The organism is Escherichia sp. MAL-1, from assembly GCF_052948035.1.
On record NZ_CM129609.1, the window covers coordinates 1540748 to 1557011 of the forward strand.

A 16264-nucleotide genomic window follows, 5' to 3' on the forward strand; every position below is an offset into this window, starting at 1 on the left:
CTGGCGCGTCTTATCAGGCCTGGGCAGTGTTAGAACCGTAGGTCGGATAAGGCGTTTACGCCGCATCCGACACGCATTGCCCGATGCCGCAAAGGCATAAAAAGTCGATGGCGTTGAATATTTTTTCAGCGCCATTTTTATTGATGCGCGGGAAGGAAATCCCTACGCAAACGTTTTCTTTTTCTGTTAGAATGCGCCCCGAACAGGATGACAGGGCGTAAAATCGTGGGACACATATGGTCTGGATTGATTACGCCATAATCGCGGTGATTGCTTTTTCCTCTCTGGTTAGCCTGATCCGCGGCTTTGTTCGTGAAGCGTTATCGCTGGTGACATGGGGTTGTGCTTTCTTTGTTGCCAGTCATTACTACACTTACCTGTCAGTCTGGTTTACGGGCTTTGAAGACGAACTGGTTCGAAATGGGATTGCCATCGCGGTACTGTTTATCGCTACCCTGATCGTTGGTGCTATCGTGAACTTCGTGATAGGCCAGTTGGTGGAGAAAACGGGGTTGTCAGGCACCGATCGGGTGCTGGGCGTCTGTTTCGGTGCGTTGCGCGGTGTGTTGATTGTTGCTGCCATTCTCTTCTTTCTCGACTCCTTTACCGGGGTGTCGAAAAGCGAAGACTGGAGCAAATCACAGCTGATCCCGCAATTCAGTTTTATCATCAGATGGTTTTTTGATTATCTGCAAAGCTCGTCAAGTTTCTTGCCCAGAGCGTAAGTGCTCTGAGATGTGGCTTAACGAGGAAAAAGACGTATGTGCGGTATTGTCGGTATCGCCGGTGTTATGCCGGTTAACCAGTCGATTTATGATGCCTTAACGGTGCTTCAGCATCGCGGTCAGGATGCCGCCGGCATCATCACCATAGATGCCAATAACTGCTTCCGTTTGCGTAAAGCGAACGGGCTGGTGAGCGATGTATTTGAAGCTCGCCATATGCAGCGTTTGCAGGGCAATATGGGCATTGGTCATGTGCGTTACCCCACGGCTGGCAGCTCCAGCGCCTCTGAAGCGCAGCCGTTTTACGTTAACTCCCCGTATGGCATTACGCTTGCCCACAACGGCAATCTGACCAACGCTCACGAGTTGCGTAAAAAACTGTTTGAAGAAAAACGCCGCCACATCAACACCACTTCCGACTCGGAAATTCTGCTTAATATCTTCGCCAGCGAGCTGGACAACTTCCGCCACTACCCGCTGGAAGCCGACAATATTTTCGCTGCCATTGCTGCCACAAACCGCTTAATCCGCGGCGCGTATGCCTGTGTGGCGATGATTATCGGCCACGGTATGGTTGCTTTCCGCGATCCAAACGGGATTCGTCCGCTGGTACTGGGAAAACGTGATATTGACGAGAACCGTACAGAATATATGGTCGCTTCCGAAAGCGTAGCGCTCGATACGCTGGGCTTTGATTTCCTGCGTGACGTCGCGCCGGGCGAAGCGATTTACATCACTGAAGAAGGGCAGTTGTTTACCCGTCAATGTGCTGACAATCCGGTCAGCAATCCGTGCCTGTTTGAGTATGTATACTTTGCCCGCCCGGACTCGTTTATCGACAAAATTTCCGTTTACAGCGCGCGTGTGAATATGGGCACGAAACTGGGCGAGAAAATTGCCCGCGAATGGGAAGATCTGGATATCGACGTGGTGATCCCGATCCCAGAAACCTCGTGTGATATCGCGCTGGAAATTGCTCGTATTCTGGGCAAACCGTACCGCCAGGGCTTCGTTAAAAACCGCTATGTTGGCCGCACCTTTATCATGCCGGGCCAGCAGCTGCGTCGTAAGTCCGTGCGCCGTAAACTGAATGCCAACCGCGCCGAGTTCCGCGATAAAAACGTCCTGCTGGTCGACGACTCCATCGTCCGTGGCACCACTTCTGAGCAGATTATCGAGATGGCACGCGAAGCCGGAGCGAAGAAAGTGTACCTCGCTTCTGCGGCACCGGAAATTCGCTTCCCGAACGTTTATGGTATTGATATGCCGAGCGCCACGGAACTGATCGCTCACGGTCGCGAAGTTGATGAAATTCGCCAGATCATCGGTGCTGACGGGTTGATTTTCCAGGATCTGAACGATCTGATCGACGCCGTTCGCGCTGAAAATCCGGATATCCAGCAGTTTGAATGCTCGGTGTTCAACGGCGTCTACGTCACCAAAGATGTTGATCAGGGCTACCTCGATTTCCTCGATACGTTACGTAATGATGACGCCAAAGCAGTGCAACGTCAGAACGAAGTGGAAAATCTCGAAATGCATAACGAAGGATGATGCCTTCGCTGAGGGTGCCGGTCTGGCACCCTGACTTGCAACTCCCGCCGAAATCCTGCAAAGTCTGCCTGCAAGTCTGACAGGGCAACTATTTATGAAACGACTCATTGTAGGCATCAGCGGTGCCAGCGGCGCGATTTATGGCGTGCGCTTATTACAGGTTCTGCGCGATGTCACAGATATCGAAACGCATCTGGTGATGAGCCAGGCAGCGCGCCAGACCTTATCCCTCGAAACGGATTTTTCTCTGCGCGAAGTGCAGGCATTAGCCGATGTCACGCACGATGCGCGCGATATTGCCGCCAGCATCTCTTCCGGTTCTTTCCAGACGCTGGGGATGGTGATTTTACCCTGTTCAATCAAAACCCTTTCCGGCATTGTCCATAGCTATACTGATGGCTTACTGACCCGTGCGGCAGATGTGGTGCTGAAAGAGCGTCGCCCGTTGGTGCTCTGCGTGCGTGAAACACCATTGCACTTAGGCCATCTGCGTTTAATGACTCAGGCGGCAGAAATCGGTGCGGTGATTATGCCTCCCGTTCCGGCGTTTTATCATCGCCCGCAATCCCTTGATGATGTGATAAATCAGACGGTTAATCGTGTTCTTGACCAGTTTGCGATAACCCTTCCTGAAGATCTCTTTGCCCGCTGGCAGGGCGCATAACTCCGCTGTTGCCCTGTTTCAGGGCAATTTTGCAACCGCGATCAAATCCTCGACATTTTGTTTCTGCCATTCAATCGAAACGCTGCGATTCAACCGCTATACCTGCTATCTTCAACTTCAGGACAATAATGCAACGTCTTATTAACATATTTAACGTTGAATGTTACTGTTGTCGTCAAGATGGCATAAGACCTGCATGAAAGAGCCTGCAAACACACAACACAATACACAACATAAAAAAGCCATTTTCACTTGAGGGTTATGTATGAAGAAGTCGATTCTCGCTCTGTCTTTGTTAGTCGGTCTCTCCACAGCGGCTTCCAGCTATGCGGCGCTACCGGAGACGGTACGTATCGGAACCGATACCACCTACGCACCGTTCTCATCGAAAGATGCTAAAGGTGATTTTGTTGGCTTTGATATCGATCTCGGTAACGAGATGTGCAAACGGATGCAGGTGAAATGTACCTGGGTTGCCAGTGACTTTGACGCGCTGATCCCCTCACTGAAAGCGAAAAAAATCGACGCTATTATTTCGTCGCTTTCCATTACCGATAAACGTCAGCAGGAGATTGCCTTCTCCGACAAGCTGTACGCCGCAGATTCTCGTTTGATTGCGGCCAAAGGTTCACCGATTCAGCCAACGCTGGATTCACTGAAAGGTAAACATGTTGGTGTGCTGCAGGGATCAACCCAGGAAGCTTACGCTAACGAGACCTGGCGTAGTAAAGGCGTGGATGTGGTGGCCTATGCCAACCAGGATTTGGTCTATTCCGATCTGGCTGCAGGACGTCTGGATGCTGCGTTACAAGATGAAGTTGCTGCCAGCGAAGGATTCCTCAAGCAACCTGCTGGTAAAGATTTCGCCTTTGCTGGCTCATCAGTAAAAGACAAAAAATACTTCGGTGATGGCACCGGTGTAGGGCTACGTAAAGATGATGCTGAACTGACGGCTGCCTTCAATAAGGCGCTTGGCGAGCTGCGTCAGGACGGCACCTACGACAAGATGGCGAAAAAGTATTTCGACTTTAATGTCTACGGTGACTGATACGTCGCTGGGAAGCTGTACCTGATGGAATGATCATCATGGTGCACGCCAGGTTTGTTGCACTATCGTGGTGCATTGAAATGCATACTTAAGCATTTTTAATGAAAAATAATACGTCTAACGGGGCGGGATATTTTGCCTTGATGGTCAATTTTATGGCACGATAAGTGTAACAAACCTGTAAATATTCCCTATAAAAAGACTGTCAGTTGAGGACATTATGAAAAAACTGGTGCTATCGCTCTCTCTGGTTCTGGCCTTCTCCAGCGCAACTGCGGCGTTTGCTGCGATTCCGCAAAACATCCGCATCGGTACCGACCCGACCTATGCGCCATTTGAATCAAAAAATTCACAAGGCGAACTGGTTGGCTTCGATATCGATCTGGCAAAGGAATTATGCAAACGCATCAATACGCAATGTACGTTTGTCGAAAATCCGCTGGATGCGTTAATCCCGTCCTTAAAAGCGAAGAAGATTGACGCCATCATGTCATCGCTTTCCATTACGGAAAAACGTCAGCAAGAAATAGCCTTCACCGACAAACTGTACGCTGCCGATTCTCGTTTGGTGGTGGCGAAAAATTCTGACATTCAGCCGACAGTCGAGTCGCTGAAAGGCAAACGGGTAGGCGTATTGCAGGGCACCACCCAGGAGACGTTCGGTAATGAACATTGGGCACCAAAAGGCATTGAAATCGTCTCGTATCAGGGGCAGGACAACATTTATTCTGACCTGACTGCCGGACGTATTGATGCCGCGTTCCAGGATGAGGTCGCTGCCAGCGAAGGTTTCCTCAAACAACCTGTCGGTAAAGATTACAAATTCGGTGGCCCGTCTGTTAAAGATGAAAAACTGTTTGGCGTAGGGACCGGCATGGGCCTGCGTAAAGAAGATAACGAACTGCGCGAAGCACTGAACAAAGCCTTTGCCGAAATGCGCGCTGACGGTACTTACGAGAAATTAGCGAAAAAGTACTTCGATTTTGATGTTTATGGTGGCTAATCGCCATCGGTGAAAGAAAGCCCGCTCCCTTCGGGTAACCGGAGGGAGACAAGAGGCGGTAATTCACCACACACGACAGGACAGGCAGCATGTTGTATGGGTTTTCAGGTGTTATTTTACAGGGTGCGCTCGTCACGCTGGAGCTGGCTATCAGCTCTGTAGTGCTCGCTGTAATCATCGGTTTAATTGGCGCTGGCGGTAAGCTCTCGCAAAATCGGCTTTCGGGGCTGATTTTCGAAGGGTACACCACGCTGATTCGTGGCGTGCCGGACTTAGTGTTGATGCTGCTGATTTTCTACGGTTTGCAGATTGCGCTAAACACGGTGACGGAGGCGATGGGCGTCGGGCAGATTGATATCGATCCGATGGTCGCTGGTATTATCACTCTCGGTTTTATCTACGGTGCTTATTTTACCGAAACGTTCCGTGGTGCTTTTATGGCAGTGCCGAAAGGACATATAGAGGCGGCGACGGCGTTCGGTTTTACTCGTGGGCAAGTGTTTCGGCGGATCATGTTTCCGGCGATGATGCGTTACGCCCTGCCAGGCATTGGCAACAACTGGCAGGTGATCCTCAAATCTACCGCACTGGTTTCGTTACTCGGCCTGGAAGATGTGGTCAAAGCCACCCAACTGGCAGGCAAAAGTACCTGGGAACCGTTCTATTTCGCCATCGTCTGTGGCGTGATTTACCTGGTTTTCACCACTGTTTCCAATGGTGTGCTGCTGTTCCTTGAGCGCCGCTACTCCGTGGGTGTGAAGAGGGCTGACCTGTGATCGAAATCTTACATGAATACTGGAAACCGCTGCTGTGGACCGACGGTTATCGCTTTACTGGTGTGGCGATCACTCTGTGGCTGCTTATTTTGTCGGTAGTGATAGGCGGAGTCCTGGCGCTGTTTCTGGCGATTGGTCGTGTCTCCAGTAATAAATACATCCAGTTTCCAATCTGGTTATTTACCTATATTTTTCGCGGTACGCCGCTGTATGTTCAGTTGCTGGTGTTCTATTCCGGCATGTACACGCTTGAGATTGTTAAGGGAACCGAATTCCTTAACGCTTTCTTCCGCAGTGGCCTGAACTGTACCGTGCTGGCGCTGACGCTTAACACCTGCGCTTACACTACCGAGATTTTTGCTGGGGCAATCCGTTCGGTTCCGCATGGGGAAATTGAAGCCGCCAGAGCCTATGGCTTCTCGACTTTTAAAATGTATCGCTGCATTATTTTGCCTTCTGCGCTGCGTATTGCGTTACCGGCATACAGCAACGAAGTGATCCTGATGCTGCACTCTACTGCGTTGGCATTTACTGCCACGGTGCCGGATCTGCTGAAAATAGCCCGCGATATTAACGCCGCCACGTATCAACCTTTTACCGCCTTCGGCATTGCCGCGGTGCTCTATTTAATCATCTCTTATGTCCTGATCAGCCTCTTTCGCAGAGCGGAAAAACGCTGGTTGCAGCATGTGAAACCTTCTTCAACGCACTGAGAATACGATGTCCGAGAATAAATTAAACGTTATCGATTTGCACAAACGCTACGGCGAACATGAAGTGCTGAAAGGGGTATCACTGCAAGCGAATGCCGGAGATGTAATAAGCATCATCGGATCGTCGGGATCGGGGAAAAGTACCTTTCTGCGCTGCATTAACTTCCTCGAAAAACCGAGTGAAGGGTCGATCGTGGTCAATGGCCAGACGATCAATCTGGTGCGCGACAAAGACGGTCAACTCAAAGTCGCCGATAAAAATCAACTGCGCTTACTGCGCACACGCCTGACGATGGTATTCCAGCACTTCAATCTCTGGAGCCATATGACGGTGCTGGAAAACGTCATGGAAGCGCCGATTCAGGTGTTGGGCCTGAGCAAGCAGGAAGCGCGCGAGCGGGCGGTGAAGTATCTGGCAAAAGTCGGGATAGACGAACGTGCGCAGGGGAAATATCCGGTGCATCTTTCCGGCGGTCAGCAACAGCGTGTTTCTATCGCGCGGGCGCTGGCGATGGAACCGGAAGTTTTACTGTTTGATGAACCTACCTCGGCGCTCGATCCTGAACTGGTAGGCGAAGTGTTGCGTATTATGCAGCAACTGGCAGAAGAGGGGAAAACCATGGTGGTAGTGACTCACGAAATGGGCTTTGCTCGCCATGTTTCTACTCATGTCATTTTCCTCCATCAGGGGAAAATAGAAGAAGAGGGCGCGCCGGAGCAGTTATTTGGCAACCCGCAAAGCCCTCGTCTGCAACGGTTCCTTAAGGGATCGCTGAAATAATTTCCTCTCCGGTGGCTAACGCTGCCGGAGTATTTTCATGGGGAATTTGCGAGTCAGCTTCCGCTGAAATGTAAAAGTTACAGTCCGCTAAAAATACTTCTGAATTCGCTGTCCAAAGATAAAAACTGCCTGCTGCATTGGGTGTTAATCGTGGTTATTGTCGCGTCATCTTAAATTTGAGGGGTGACGGAACGCCATGACAATATCGACAACTTCCACGCCGCATGATGCGGTATTTAAATCTTTTTTACGCCATCCAGACACCGCGCGGGATTTTATTGATATTCATCTTCCCGCGCCGCTGCGCAAACTGTGTGATTTAACGACGCTTAAACTGGAACCAAACAGTTTTATTGATGAAGACCTGCGGCAATATTATTCCGACCTCTTGTGGTCTGTGAAAACGCAGGAGGGAGTGGGTTATATTTATGTAGTGATAGAGCACCAAAGTAAGCCGGAAGAATTAATGGCTTTTCGCATGATGCGTTATTCCATTGCGGCAATGCAAAACCATCTTGATGCGGGCTATAAAGAGCTTCCATTGGTGATCCCGATGCTGTTTTATCATGGTTGCAGAAGTCCTTATCCTTATTCACTCTGCTGGCTTGATGAATTTGCCGAGCCTGCTATAGCCCGCAAAATATATTCATCGGCTTTTCCGTTGGTGGATATTACCGTGGTGCCGGATGACGAGATTATGCAACACCGCAAAATGGCGCTGTTGGAGTTAATTCAGAAACATATTCGTCAGCGCGATCTGTTGGGATTAGTCGACCAAATTGTTTCGCTGCTAGTTACAGGGAACACTAATGACAGACAGCTAAAAGCCCTGTTTAATTACGTATTACAAACAGGGGATGCCCAGCGTTTTCGTGCATTTATTGGTGAGATAGCGGAACGCGCACCACAAGAAAAGGAGAAACTGATGACCATTGCTGACAGATTACGTGAAGAAGGCGCAATGCAGGGCAAACACGAAGAAGCCCTGCGTATTGCTCAGGAGATGCTGGATAGAGGTTTAGACAGAGAGTTAGTTATGATGGTGACCCGACTTTCACCAGACGATCTTATCGCGCAAAGCCACTAATCCTGTAACACCGGGAGTTAACTGGCGGATGTTTGCTGTAAACCACATCAGCGAACGACATCCGCCAGCGCCTCTTCTAAATCGTACCAGCGAAACGCAAAACCCGCTTCTTCCAGCCGTTTAGGCAGCGCGCGTTGTCCACCTAATACCAGTACTGAAGATTCGCCCATTAACAGTCGAATGGCGGTCGCGGGGACGCGCAAAATGGCCGGGCGATGCAGCGCATGACCGAGCGCATGGGCAAATTGTTCATTGCGTACCGGGTAGGGCGAAACCATATTAAATGGCCCGCGCAGCTCGTTATCCAGCAGCCAGAGAATACCGTTGACCATATCATCAATATGAATCCAGGCCAGATACTGCCGACCAGAGCCAATCGGCCCGCCCAGGCCAAGACGAAACGGCGGCAGCATTTTACCGAGAATACCGCCATCCGGTGCCAGCACTACACCGGTACGCAGCAGGCACACTCGCGTTTTGTCACTTTGCGCCCGGCAGGCAATTTCTTCCCAGCGAGCGCAGAGTTTATGGGTAAATTCGTTATGCGGCGGTTCCTCTTCGGTAACCACCACTTCACCTAAGTCACCATAATAGCCCGTTGCCGAGCCGGAAATGAGTACCGACGGTGGCGTGTCGCTGGCATTAATCAAATCGACCAGTTTTTGCGTGATATTCCAGCGGCTTTGGCAGAGACGCTCTTTTTGCTCGTGAGTCCAGCGTTTATCAGCAATCGGTTCTCCGGCCAGGTTGATTACCGCATCAACGCCGTTGAGGTTGCTTTGATCGGCAAGCCCTTGCCATAGTGTCACCCGAGGGCCGAGAACGGAACTGGCTTTCTGCGGGTTACGCGTCACTACCGTAATTTGATGGCCCAGCTCCAGCAAACGCGGAATCAAATGGCGACCAATTAATCCTGTCCCTCCGGTGATCACTATGTTCATGCAGCCTCCCGATATGGCGATTAACGCTGCCAGCTTAAGGTCATGGATACCGAATCGGCGTAGCGCAGCGCGTGCAGTTTATCGATCTCCACTTCAGCATACGTCACCCAGTGATGTTCACGTGCGATATCGAGCACATCCTGAGTTAATTTTTCCAGCAAAGAGAAACGGTTATTCTCTACATGCTGAATAATGTTTTTCGTTACGGTGCGATAATTCAGCGCATCGTTGATATCTTCGCTAGTGCGCGCTTTATCGGCGGGGTAGTGGATCGTCACATTGATAACAATATCCTGACGGTTGTTAATTTCTTCTTCCTTAATTCCGATAAACGTACGCAAACGAAGGTTCTTTATACGAATAATAGCGGCAGGTTGTGCCATTGCAGGTTCTCCGTTGTTTTACTTAGGATGAAATAATACACGAGAACCTGTTTCTGTTAACTATCCGAACGCTCATCACCGAGTTGTGCTTTTAGCAGTGCCTGCCCGGTGGCAGGGCGCGAACGGATCCGCTCATGCCAGTTCTTGACTGCCGGATACATTGCTAGGTCAATTCGCTGGCGAGTCCAGGCATTAACCCACGGCCAGCAGGCAATATCCGCAATGCTGTAGTTCTCGCCTCCCAGCCAGGGCGAGTTTTCCAGCCGCTTGTTCAGTACATGGTAAAGACGCTGAGTTTCAACCTGATAACGTTCAATAGCGTAAGGAATGGTTTGGGGGGCTGCGTGATTAAAATGATGATTTTGCCCAAGCATCGGCCCCAGTCCGCCTACCTGCCAGAATAACCACTGTAATGTGGCGGCGCGCTCACGCGTTTCATGACTCAAAAAGAGTCCTGTTTTCTCAGCCAGATACAACAAAATGGCACCAGACTCAAAGAGGCTTAGCGGTTCGCCGCCATCGGCAGGAGAATGATCAACAATTGCCGGAATTTTGTTGTTGGGCGAAATGCGCAAAAATTCCGGACGAAACTGACCGCCTTTCCCCAGGTCTACCTTAATCAAGCGATAATCCAGCTCTGCTTCTTCGAGAAACAGCGTAATTTTGTGACCATTGGGTGTCGGGGCGAAATAGAGATCGATCATTGCAGCTCCGGTTGTTTAATCATCTGAACACCACAAGTATAGAAAGCGCGGCGACTTACGTGAGTATTCGTCACGTGACAGTGACAAAAAGGCTCTATAGTTTGATAGCCAGCCCCCTTTATTGCCGAGGACATAATGAGTAAACCCGCTATCACGCTTTGGTCAGATGCCCACTTTTTCTCCCCTTATGTGTTATCCGCCTGGGTGGCGTTGCAGGAAAAAGGCCTGTCGTTTCATATCAAGACCATCGACCTCGACAGCGGTGAACATTTGCAGCCGACGTGGCAAGGTTACGGTCAGACACGCCGTGTGCCGTTATTACAAATCGATGATTTTGAGTTGAGTGAATCTTCTGCCATTGCGGAGTATCTGGAAGATCGATTTGCGCCACCGACCTGGGAACGTATTTATCCGCTTGATTTAGAAAATCGTGCGCGTGCACGACAGATTCAGGCCTGGCTGCGCAGCGATCTGATGCCCATCCGCGAAGAGCGTCCGACGGATGTTGTCTTTGCGGGGGCGAAAAAAGCGCCACTAACGGCCGAGGGAAAAGCCAGTGCAGAGAAACTGTTCGCGATGGCAGAACATTTGTTAGCACTGGGTCAGCCGAATTTATTTGGTGAATGGTGCATTGCTGATACTGATCTGGCGCTAATGATTAACCGCCTGGTACTACATGGCGATGAGGTGCCAGAACGCCTGGTGGATTATGCGACATTCCAGTGGCAGCGAGCGTCTGTCCAGCGTTTTATTGCACTTTCGGCGAAGCAATCTGGCTGATAGCAACGACAGAATCCAGTATCATAGCTTACGTTTTTTCGACGAGGAGTGAGTGATGAAACTGATGTTTGCATCGGACATTCATGGGTCGTTACCGGCGACGGAACGTGTTCTGGAGTTGTTTGCCCAAAGCGGTGCCCAGTGGCTGGTGATCCTTGGCGACGTGTTGAATCACGGCCCGCGTAATGCTTTACCGGAGGGTTACGCGCCAGCCAAAGTCGCTGAACGGCTTAATGAAGTGGCACATAAGGTTATCGCTGTGCGCGGCAACTGCGACAGCGAAGTGGATCAAATGCTGCTGCATTTCCCGATAACCGCGCCGTGGCAACAGGTATTACTGGAAAAACAACGTCTGTTTTTGACGCATGGTCATCTTTTTGGCCCGGAAAATCTACCTGCTTTAAACCAGAACGATGTGCTGGTGTACGGTCATACCCATCTGCCAGTGGCAGAACAGCGGGGGGAGATTTTCCACTTCAACCCCGGCTCGGTGAGTATTCCGAAAGGCGGTAATCCGGCGAGTTATGGCATGCTGGATAATGACGTACTTAGTGTAATCGCACTCAATGATCAAAGTATCATTGCGCAGGTCGCGATTAATCCGTAATTTACCCACAACTCAAAATGCGCCGTAAGAGCGCCAGAAAAAGAAGGTTTCCTGATAATGGAACAGCGTCGTTTGGCAAGTACTGAATGGGTGGATATTGTCAATGAAGAGAACGAAGTCATTGCACAAGCCAGCCGGGAACAAATGCGGGCACAGTGTCTGCGTCATCGTGCAACTTACATCGTCGTGCATGATGGCATGGGCAAAATTCTGGTCCAGCGTCGTACCGAGACAAAAGACTTTTTACCCGGCATGTTGGATGCGACCGCAGGCGGTGTAGTCCAGGCCGATGAGCAACTGCTGGAATCCGCGCGTCGCGAAGCGGAAGAAGAGTTGGGCATTGCCGGTGTCCCCTTTGCCGAGCACGGGCAGTTCTATTTCGAAGATAAAAATTGCCGTGTCTGGGGCGCGTTGTTCAGCTGCGTCTCTCACGGTCCCTTCGCCCTACAGGAAGATGAAGTCAGTGAAGTTTGCTGGCTGACGCCGGAAGAAATCACCGCACGCTGCGATGAGTTCACTCCAGACTCGCTGAAAGCGCTGGCGTTGTGGATGAAGCGCAATGCCAAAAATGAAGCCGTAGAGACTGAAACGGCAGAATGAAAAAAGAGCCGCAATTGCGGCTCTTAACATTTTTAGTGGTAGCCCATCAACTGAGCGCCGATCACTACGACGCTGGACATAATAAACAGCAGTCCAAGTAGGGTCGCGCCCACCTTCAGCCAGTTACGGAAGTCCACCCTGCACACACCGAGAGTTGCCATTAACGAAGCTGAGGTTGGGTAAATGATGTGACTGAAGCCATCACCAAACTGGAATGCCAGCACGGTAACCTGACGGTTAACACCGACCAGATCACCAAGCGGTGCCAGTAACGGCATGGTTAACGCCGCCTGACCAGAACCGGACGTCACGAAGAAATTAAATACCGCCTGGAAGAGCAACATAAACCAGGCCGCGACCGCGTTGTCCAGACCGCTAATGGCATTGGCAATGCTGTTGAGGATGGTATTTAACACGCTGGCATCACCCGCTTCACCATTACCGACCAGCAGCAAAATCCCTTTGGCGAAACCCACCAGCAGGGCAGGGGCGATCATCATTCGCGCCCCTTCGGTAAAGGATGAAGCCATGGTATTAACCGTCATGCCGTTAAGGCGGAAAACAACGCCGATGATGCCAATCACCAGACCCATGGTGAAGAACTGGCTGGCAATTTCTGGAATAAACCAGGCATTAACGATCACGCCCCAAATCACCCAGACCATTACGGCGGTCAGGACAATCAATACCAGCCAGTCACCAAAGGTAAACGGACGTTGTTCAACATCCGCCTGCTTTTCACGAAAGAAGCGGTCGGACTCATGCACGCGTGACAGAAGAGGATTCTTTTTCACTCGTGAGGCGTACACCATGGTAAAGATCAGGCCAATCATAGTGGCGATAACCCACACCACGATGCGCAACCCGGAGCCAGAAAGCACCGGAACGCCGGCAATCCCCTGAGCAACGACCACACAAAACGGGTTCATCCACGAACTGGCAAAACCGATTTGCGTGGCAATATAGGTCACCAGGACGGTGGTAATACTGTCATAGCCCAGCCGGACCATTAGCGGTGCGATGATAATGGCAAAGGCGACGGCCTCTTCTCCCATACCAAATACCGCGCCGCCAAGTGAAAACAGAATAAACAGCGCAGGAATAAAGAGAATTTCATTCCCGCGGGTATGGCGAATAAGCGCCAGGATACCGTTATCAATGGTTCCTGTACGCATCACAATGCCAAACGCGCCGCCAATCACCAGCATAAACATGATGATGCCAACGGCTGTCCCGTATTTCGATCCTGAGGTTAACCCTTCAAACGGGAAGTTCATCAGGCCCGGGCGTTCATCGCCCGTCGTGAACAGCTGTACGCGGTGATACTCAGGTTCGCCTGCTTCGTTAGTCAGAATGCGAAATGAGTGTGGATCTACGACTTTGCGTGTTTTTGTTTGACCATCAACCTGATACTGCACTTCCTGACTGTCAAACATCCCCACCGGAACTACCCAGGTGGCAAGGCTGGTTAAAATAGCAACAAAAAAGATAATCACCAACGTATCGGGCATTGCCCATCTTCTTGTTGGTTTGGATTCAGTGATTGCGGACATAGCGCAAATATTCCCTTGCACAAAACAAAGTGGTAAGTATGCAAAGTGAAATGGCGCAATTCATTGATGCAGCGCAGTTAAGCAAGATAATCAGAAAGGATTAATGCAGATTAAGAGAATAAAAAACCGGAAATAGTGATTATTTCCGGTTCAGATATCCGCAGCGCAAAGCTGCGGATGATGACGAGATTACTGCTGCTGTGCAGACTGAATCGCAGTCAGCGCGATGGTGTAGACGATATCGTCAACCAGTGCGCCACGGGACAGGTCGTTAACCGGCTTGCGCATACCCTGCAGCATCGGCCCGATGGAGATCAGGTCGGCAGAACGCTGTACCGCTTTGTAGGTGGTGTTACCGGTGTTCAGATCCGGGAAGATGAACACGGTAGCGCGACCTGCAACCGGAGAGTTCGGCGCTTTGGATTTCGCAACGTCAGCCATTACCGCAGCGTCGTACTGCAGCGGACCGTCGATCATCAGGTCAGGACGTTTTTCCTGCGCCAGACGAGTTGCTTCGCGAACTTTTTCTACGTCGCTACCTGCACCAGAAGTACCGGTGGAGTAGGAGAGCATAGCAACGCGCGGTTCGATACCGAAGGCCGCAGCGGAATCAGCGGACTGAATCGCGATTTCTGCCAGCTGTTCAGCGGTCGGATCCGGGTTGATCGCACAGTCACCGTAAACGTAAACCTGTTCCGGCAGCAGCATGAAGAACACGGAAGATACCAGGGAGCTGCCCGGTGCAGTTTTGATCAGCTGCAGCGGCGGACGGATGGTGTTTGCGGTAGTGTGAACAGCACCGGAAACCAGACCATCAACTTCATCCTGTTCCAGCATCAGCGTACCGAGCACCACGTTGTCTTCCAGCTGTTCGCGGGCAACGGTTTCGGTCATGCCTTTGTTCTTACGCAGTTCGACCAGACGACCAACATAGCTTTCGCGAACCACTTCTGGATCAACGATTTCAATCCCTGCACCCAGTTCTACACCCTGAGACGCTGCAACACGGTTGATCTCTGCCGGATTACCCAGCAGTACGCAAGTTGCGATACCACGTTCAGCACAGATAGCGGCTGCTTTAACGGTACGCGGTTCGTCACCTTCCGGCAGTACGATACGTTTGCCCGCTTTGCGCGCAAGTTCAGTCAGCTGATAACGGAACGCAGGCGGAGACAGACGACGGCTGCGCTCAGAAGTGGCAGTCAGAGATTCGATCCAGTCAGCGTTGATGTAGTTAGCAACGTATTCCTGAACTTTCTCGATACGTTCGTGATCGTCAACCGGAACTTCCAGGTTGAAGCTCTGCAGGCTCAGAGAGGTCTGCCAGGTGTTGGTGTTCACCATAAATACCGGCAGGCCGGTAGCGAAAGCACGTTCGCACAGTTTAGAAATGCGCGCGTCCATTTCGTAGCCGCCAGTCAGCAGCAGGGCACCGATTTCTACGCCGTTCATGGCTGCCAGGCAAGCGGCCACCAGCACGTCAGGACGGTCTGCGGAAGTCACCAGCAGAGAACCGGCACGGAAGTGCTCCAGCATGTGCGGAATGCTGCGTGCGCAGAAAGTGACGGATTTAACGCGGCGAGTATTGATGTCGCCTTCGTTGATGATGGTCGCATTCAGGTGGCGAGCCATATCGATCGCACGAGTCGCGATCAGGTCAAAGCTCCACGGCACAGCGCCGAGAACCGGCAGCGGGCTGGATTCTTGCAGCTTCGCCGGATCAACATTGTTTACTTTAGCTTTGGAAGAGTCGTCGAAAATCTCGGACAGATCCGGGCGAGTACGACCCTGTTCATCAACCGGTGCGTTCAGTTTGTTAACGATAACGCCGGTGATGTTGGTGTTTTTGGCACCGCCGAAGCTGTTGCGGGTCAGTTCGATACGCTCTTTCAGCTGTTCCGGGGTGTCAGTGCCCTGAGACATAACGAAGACGATTTCCGCATTCAGCGTTTTAGCGATTTCGTAGTTCAGAGACTGGGCAAACTGGTGCTTACGTGTCGGGACCAGACCTTCAACCAGAACGACTTCAGCGTCTTTGGTGTTAGCGTGGTAGTTTGCGACGATCTCTTCCATCAGCACATCTTTCTGATTGCTGGAAAGCAGACCTTCAACGTAGCTCATTTTCAGCGGTTCAGCGGCCGTCGTGGTGGAAGAGTTCGCACGCACGATAGTCGTAGTCTGATCGGGCGCATCGCCACCGGTACGCGGCTGAGCGATAGGTTTGAAAACGCTCAGACGAACGCCTTTGCGTTCCATTGCACGGATCACGCCAAGGCTGACGCTGGTCAGACCGACGCTGGTTCCGGTAGGGATCAGCATAATAATACGGGACACGGTTTATCCTC

17 protein-coding genes are annotated in these 16264 nt (G+C 51.2%); 12 read left to right on the forward strand and 5 right to left on the reverse strand.

Annotated features, from left to right (window positions below; all coding sequences use genetic code 11):
• The first annotated feature begins 236 nt into the window (after positions 1 to 236).
• From cvpA to rpnB, 9 genes are all read left to right on the forward strand, one after another.
• Positions 237 to 725, forward strand: a complete 489-nt coding sequence (gene cvpA, locus ACU8XX_RS07510) for a colicin V production protein (protein WP_000262113.1) — start codon at positions 237 to 239, stop codon at positions 723 to 725.
• A 36-nt stretch (positions 726 to 761) separates the two neighbouring features.
• Complete coding sequence (gene purF / locus ACU8XX_RS07515) at positions 762 to 2279, forward strand: amidophosphoribosyltransferase (RefSeq protein WP_000334220.1); 1518 nt, start codon at positions 762 to 764, stop codon at positions 2277 to 2279.
• A 94-nt stretch (positions 2280 to 2373) separates the two neighbouring features.
• A complete protein-coding gene (ubiX, locus tag ACU8XX_RS07520; RefSeq protein WP_000825700.1) occupies positions 2374 to 2943 on the forward strand; it encodes a flavin prenyltransferase UbiX in 570 nt (189 codons plus the stop codon).
• Positions 2944 to 3208: 265 nt separating this feature from the next.
• Entirely contained in the window at positions 3209 to 3991 is a 783-nt protein-coding gene (gene argT, locus ACU8XX_RS07525; protein WP_000748271.1) for a lysine/arginine/ornithine ABC transporter substrate-binding protein ArgT, read from the forward strand.
• Between the two features lie 220 nt (positions 3992 to 4211).
• Positions 4212 to 4994 (forward strand): histidine ABC transporter substrate-binding protein HisJ, encoded by a 783-nt coding sequence (gene hisJ / locus ACU8XX_RS07530; RefSeq protein ID WP_000737621.1) that lies wholly within the window; start codon positions 4212 to 4214, stop codon positions 4992 to 4994.
• An 89-nt stretch (positions 4995 to 5083) separates the two neighbouring features.
• Positions 5084 to 5770 carry a histidine ABC transporter permease HisQ gene (hisQ, locus tag ACU8XX_RS07535; protein WP_000965518.1) on the forward strand — a complete coding sequence of 229 codons (687 nt, stop codon included), beginning with the start codon at positions 5084 to 5086 and terminating at the stop codon, positions 5768 to 5770.
• A complete protein-coding gene (locus ACU8XX_RS07540; RefSeq protein WP_000569958.1) occupies positions 5767 to 6483 on the forward strand; it encodes an ABC transporter permease in 717 nt (238 codons plus the stop codon). The genes hisQ and ACU8XX_RS07540 overlap by 4 nt, the downstream gene beginning before the upstream one ends.
• A gap of 7 nt (positions 6484 to 6490) precedes the next feature.
• Positions 6491 to 7264, forward strand: coding sequence for a histidine ABC transporter ATP-binding protein HisP (gene hisP, locus ACU8XX_RS07545; RefSeq protein WP_001293613.1), 774 nt, complete (start codon positions 6491 to 6493; stop codon positions 7262 to 7264).
• A 196-nt stretch (positions 7265 to 7460) separates the two neighbouring features.
• Positions 7461 to 8351, forward strand: a complete 891-nt coding sequence (rpnB, locus tag ACU8XX_RS07550; RefSeq protein ID WP_000156140.1) for a recombination-promoting nuclease RpnB — start codon at positions 7461 to 7463, stop codon at positions 8349 to 8351.
• A gap of 47 nt (positions 8352 to 8398) precedes the next feature.
• On the opposite strand, the gene ACU8XX_RS07555 is transcribed toward rpnB, so the two are convergent.
• From ACU8XX_RS07555 to yfcG, 3 genes are read right to left on the reverse strand one after another with little or no spacing between them, the layout of a single operon-like run.
• Positions 8399 to 9292: a TIGR01777 family oxidoreductase gene (locus ACU8XX_RS07555; RefSeq protein WP_001028341.1), complete on the reverse strand. Its 894-nt coding sequence runs from the start codon at positions 9290 to 9292 to the stop codon at positions 8399 to 8401.
• A 20-nt stretch (positions 9293 to 9312) separates the two neighbouring features.
• Positions 9313 to 9675 (reverse strand): dihydroneopterin triphosphate 2'-epimerase, encoded by a 363-nt coding sequence (gene folX, locus ACU8XX_RS07560; RefSeq protein WP_000068457.1) that lies wholly within the window; start codon positions 9673 to 9675, stop codon positions 9313 to 9315.
• Between the two features lie 56 nt (positions 9676 to 9731).
• Positions 9732 to 10379: a GSH-dependent disulfide bond oxidoreductase gene (gene yfcG, locus ACU8XX_RS07565; protein WP_000566471.1), complete on the reverse strand. Its 648-nt coding sequence runs from the start codon at positions 10377 to 10379 to the stop codon at positions 9732 to 9734.
• A gap of 135 nt (positions 10380 to 10514) precedes the next feature.
• Between yfcG and yfcF the strand changes: the two genes are divergently transcribed.
• Genes yfcF through yfcD form a run of 3 tightly spaced genes read left to right on the forward strand, consistent with a single transcriptional unit; the run spans position 10515 to position 12366 of the window.
• Positions 10515 to 11159 carry a glutathione transferase gene (gene yfcF / locus ACU8XX_RS07570; RefSeq protein ID WP_000042440.1) on the forward strand — a complete coding sequence of 215 codons (645 nt, stop codon included), beginning with the start codon at positions 10515 to 10517 and terminating at the stop codon, positions 11157 to 11159.
• A 55-nt stretch (positions 11160 to 11214) separates the two neighbouring features.
• Positions 11215 to 11766 carry a phosphodiesterase gene (gene yfcE / locus ACU8XX_RS07575; RefSeq protein WP_000772452.1) on the forward strand — a complete coding sequence of 184 codons (552 nt, stop codon included), beginning with the start codon at positions 11215 to 11217 and terminating at the stop codon, positions 11764 to 11766.
• Positions 11767 to 11823: 57 nt separating this feature from the next.
• Positions 11824 to 12366, forward strand: coding sequence for an NUDIX hydrolase YfcD (gene yfcD / locus ACU8XX_RS07580; protein WP_000437935.1), 543 nt, complete (start codon positions 11824 to 11826; stop codon positions 12364 to 12366).
• A 32-nt stretch (positions 12367 to 12398) separates the two neighbouring features.
• Here the strand turns inward: yfcD and yfcC are convergent, their stop codons facing one another.
• Entirely contained in the window at positions 12399 to 13919 is a 1521-nt protein-coding gene (yfcC, locus tag ACU8XX_RS07585; protein WP_001274501.1) for a putative basic amino acid antiporter YfcC, read from the reverse strand.
• A gap of 189 nt (positions 13920 to 14108) precedes the next feature.
• The gene (gene pta / locus ACU8XX_RS07590) at positions 14109 to 16253 is read right to left on the reverse strand and encodes a phosphate acetyltransferase (RefSeq protein ID WP_000086722.1); all 2145 of its coding nucleotides are present in this window, start codon (positions 16251 to 16253) and stop codon (positions 14109 to 14111) included.
• Positions 16254 to 16264: the final 11 nt, after the last annotated feature.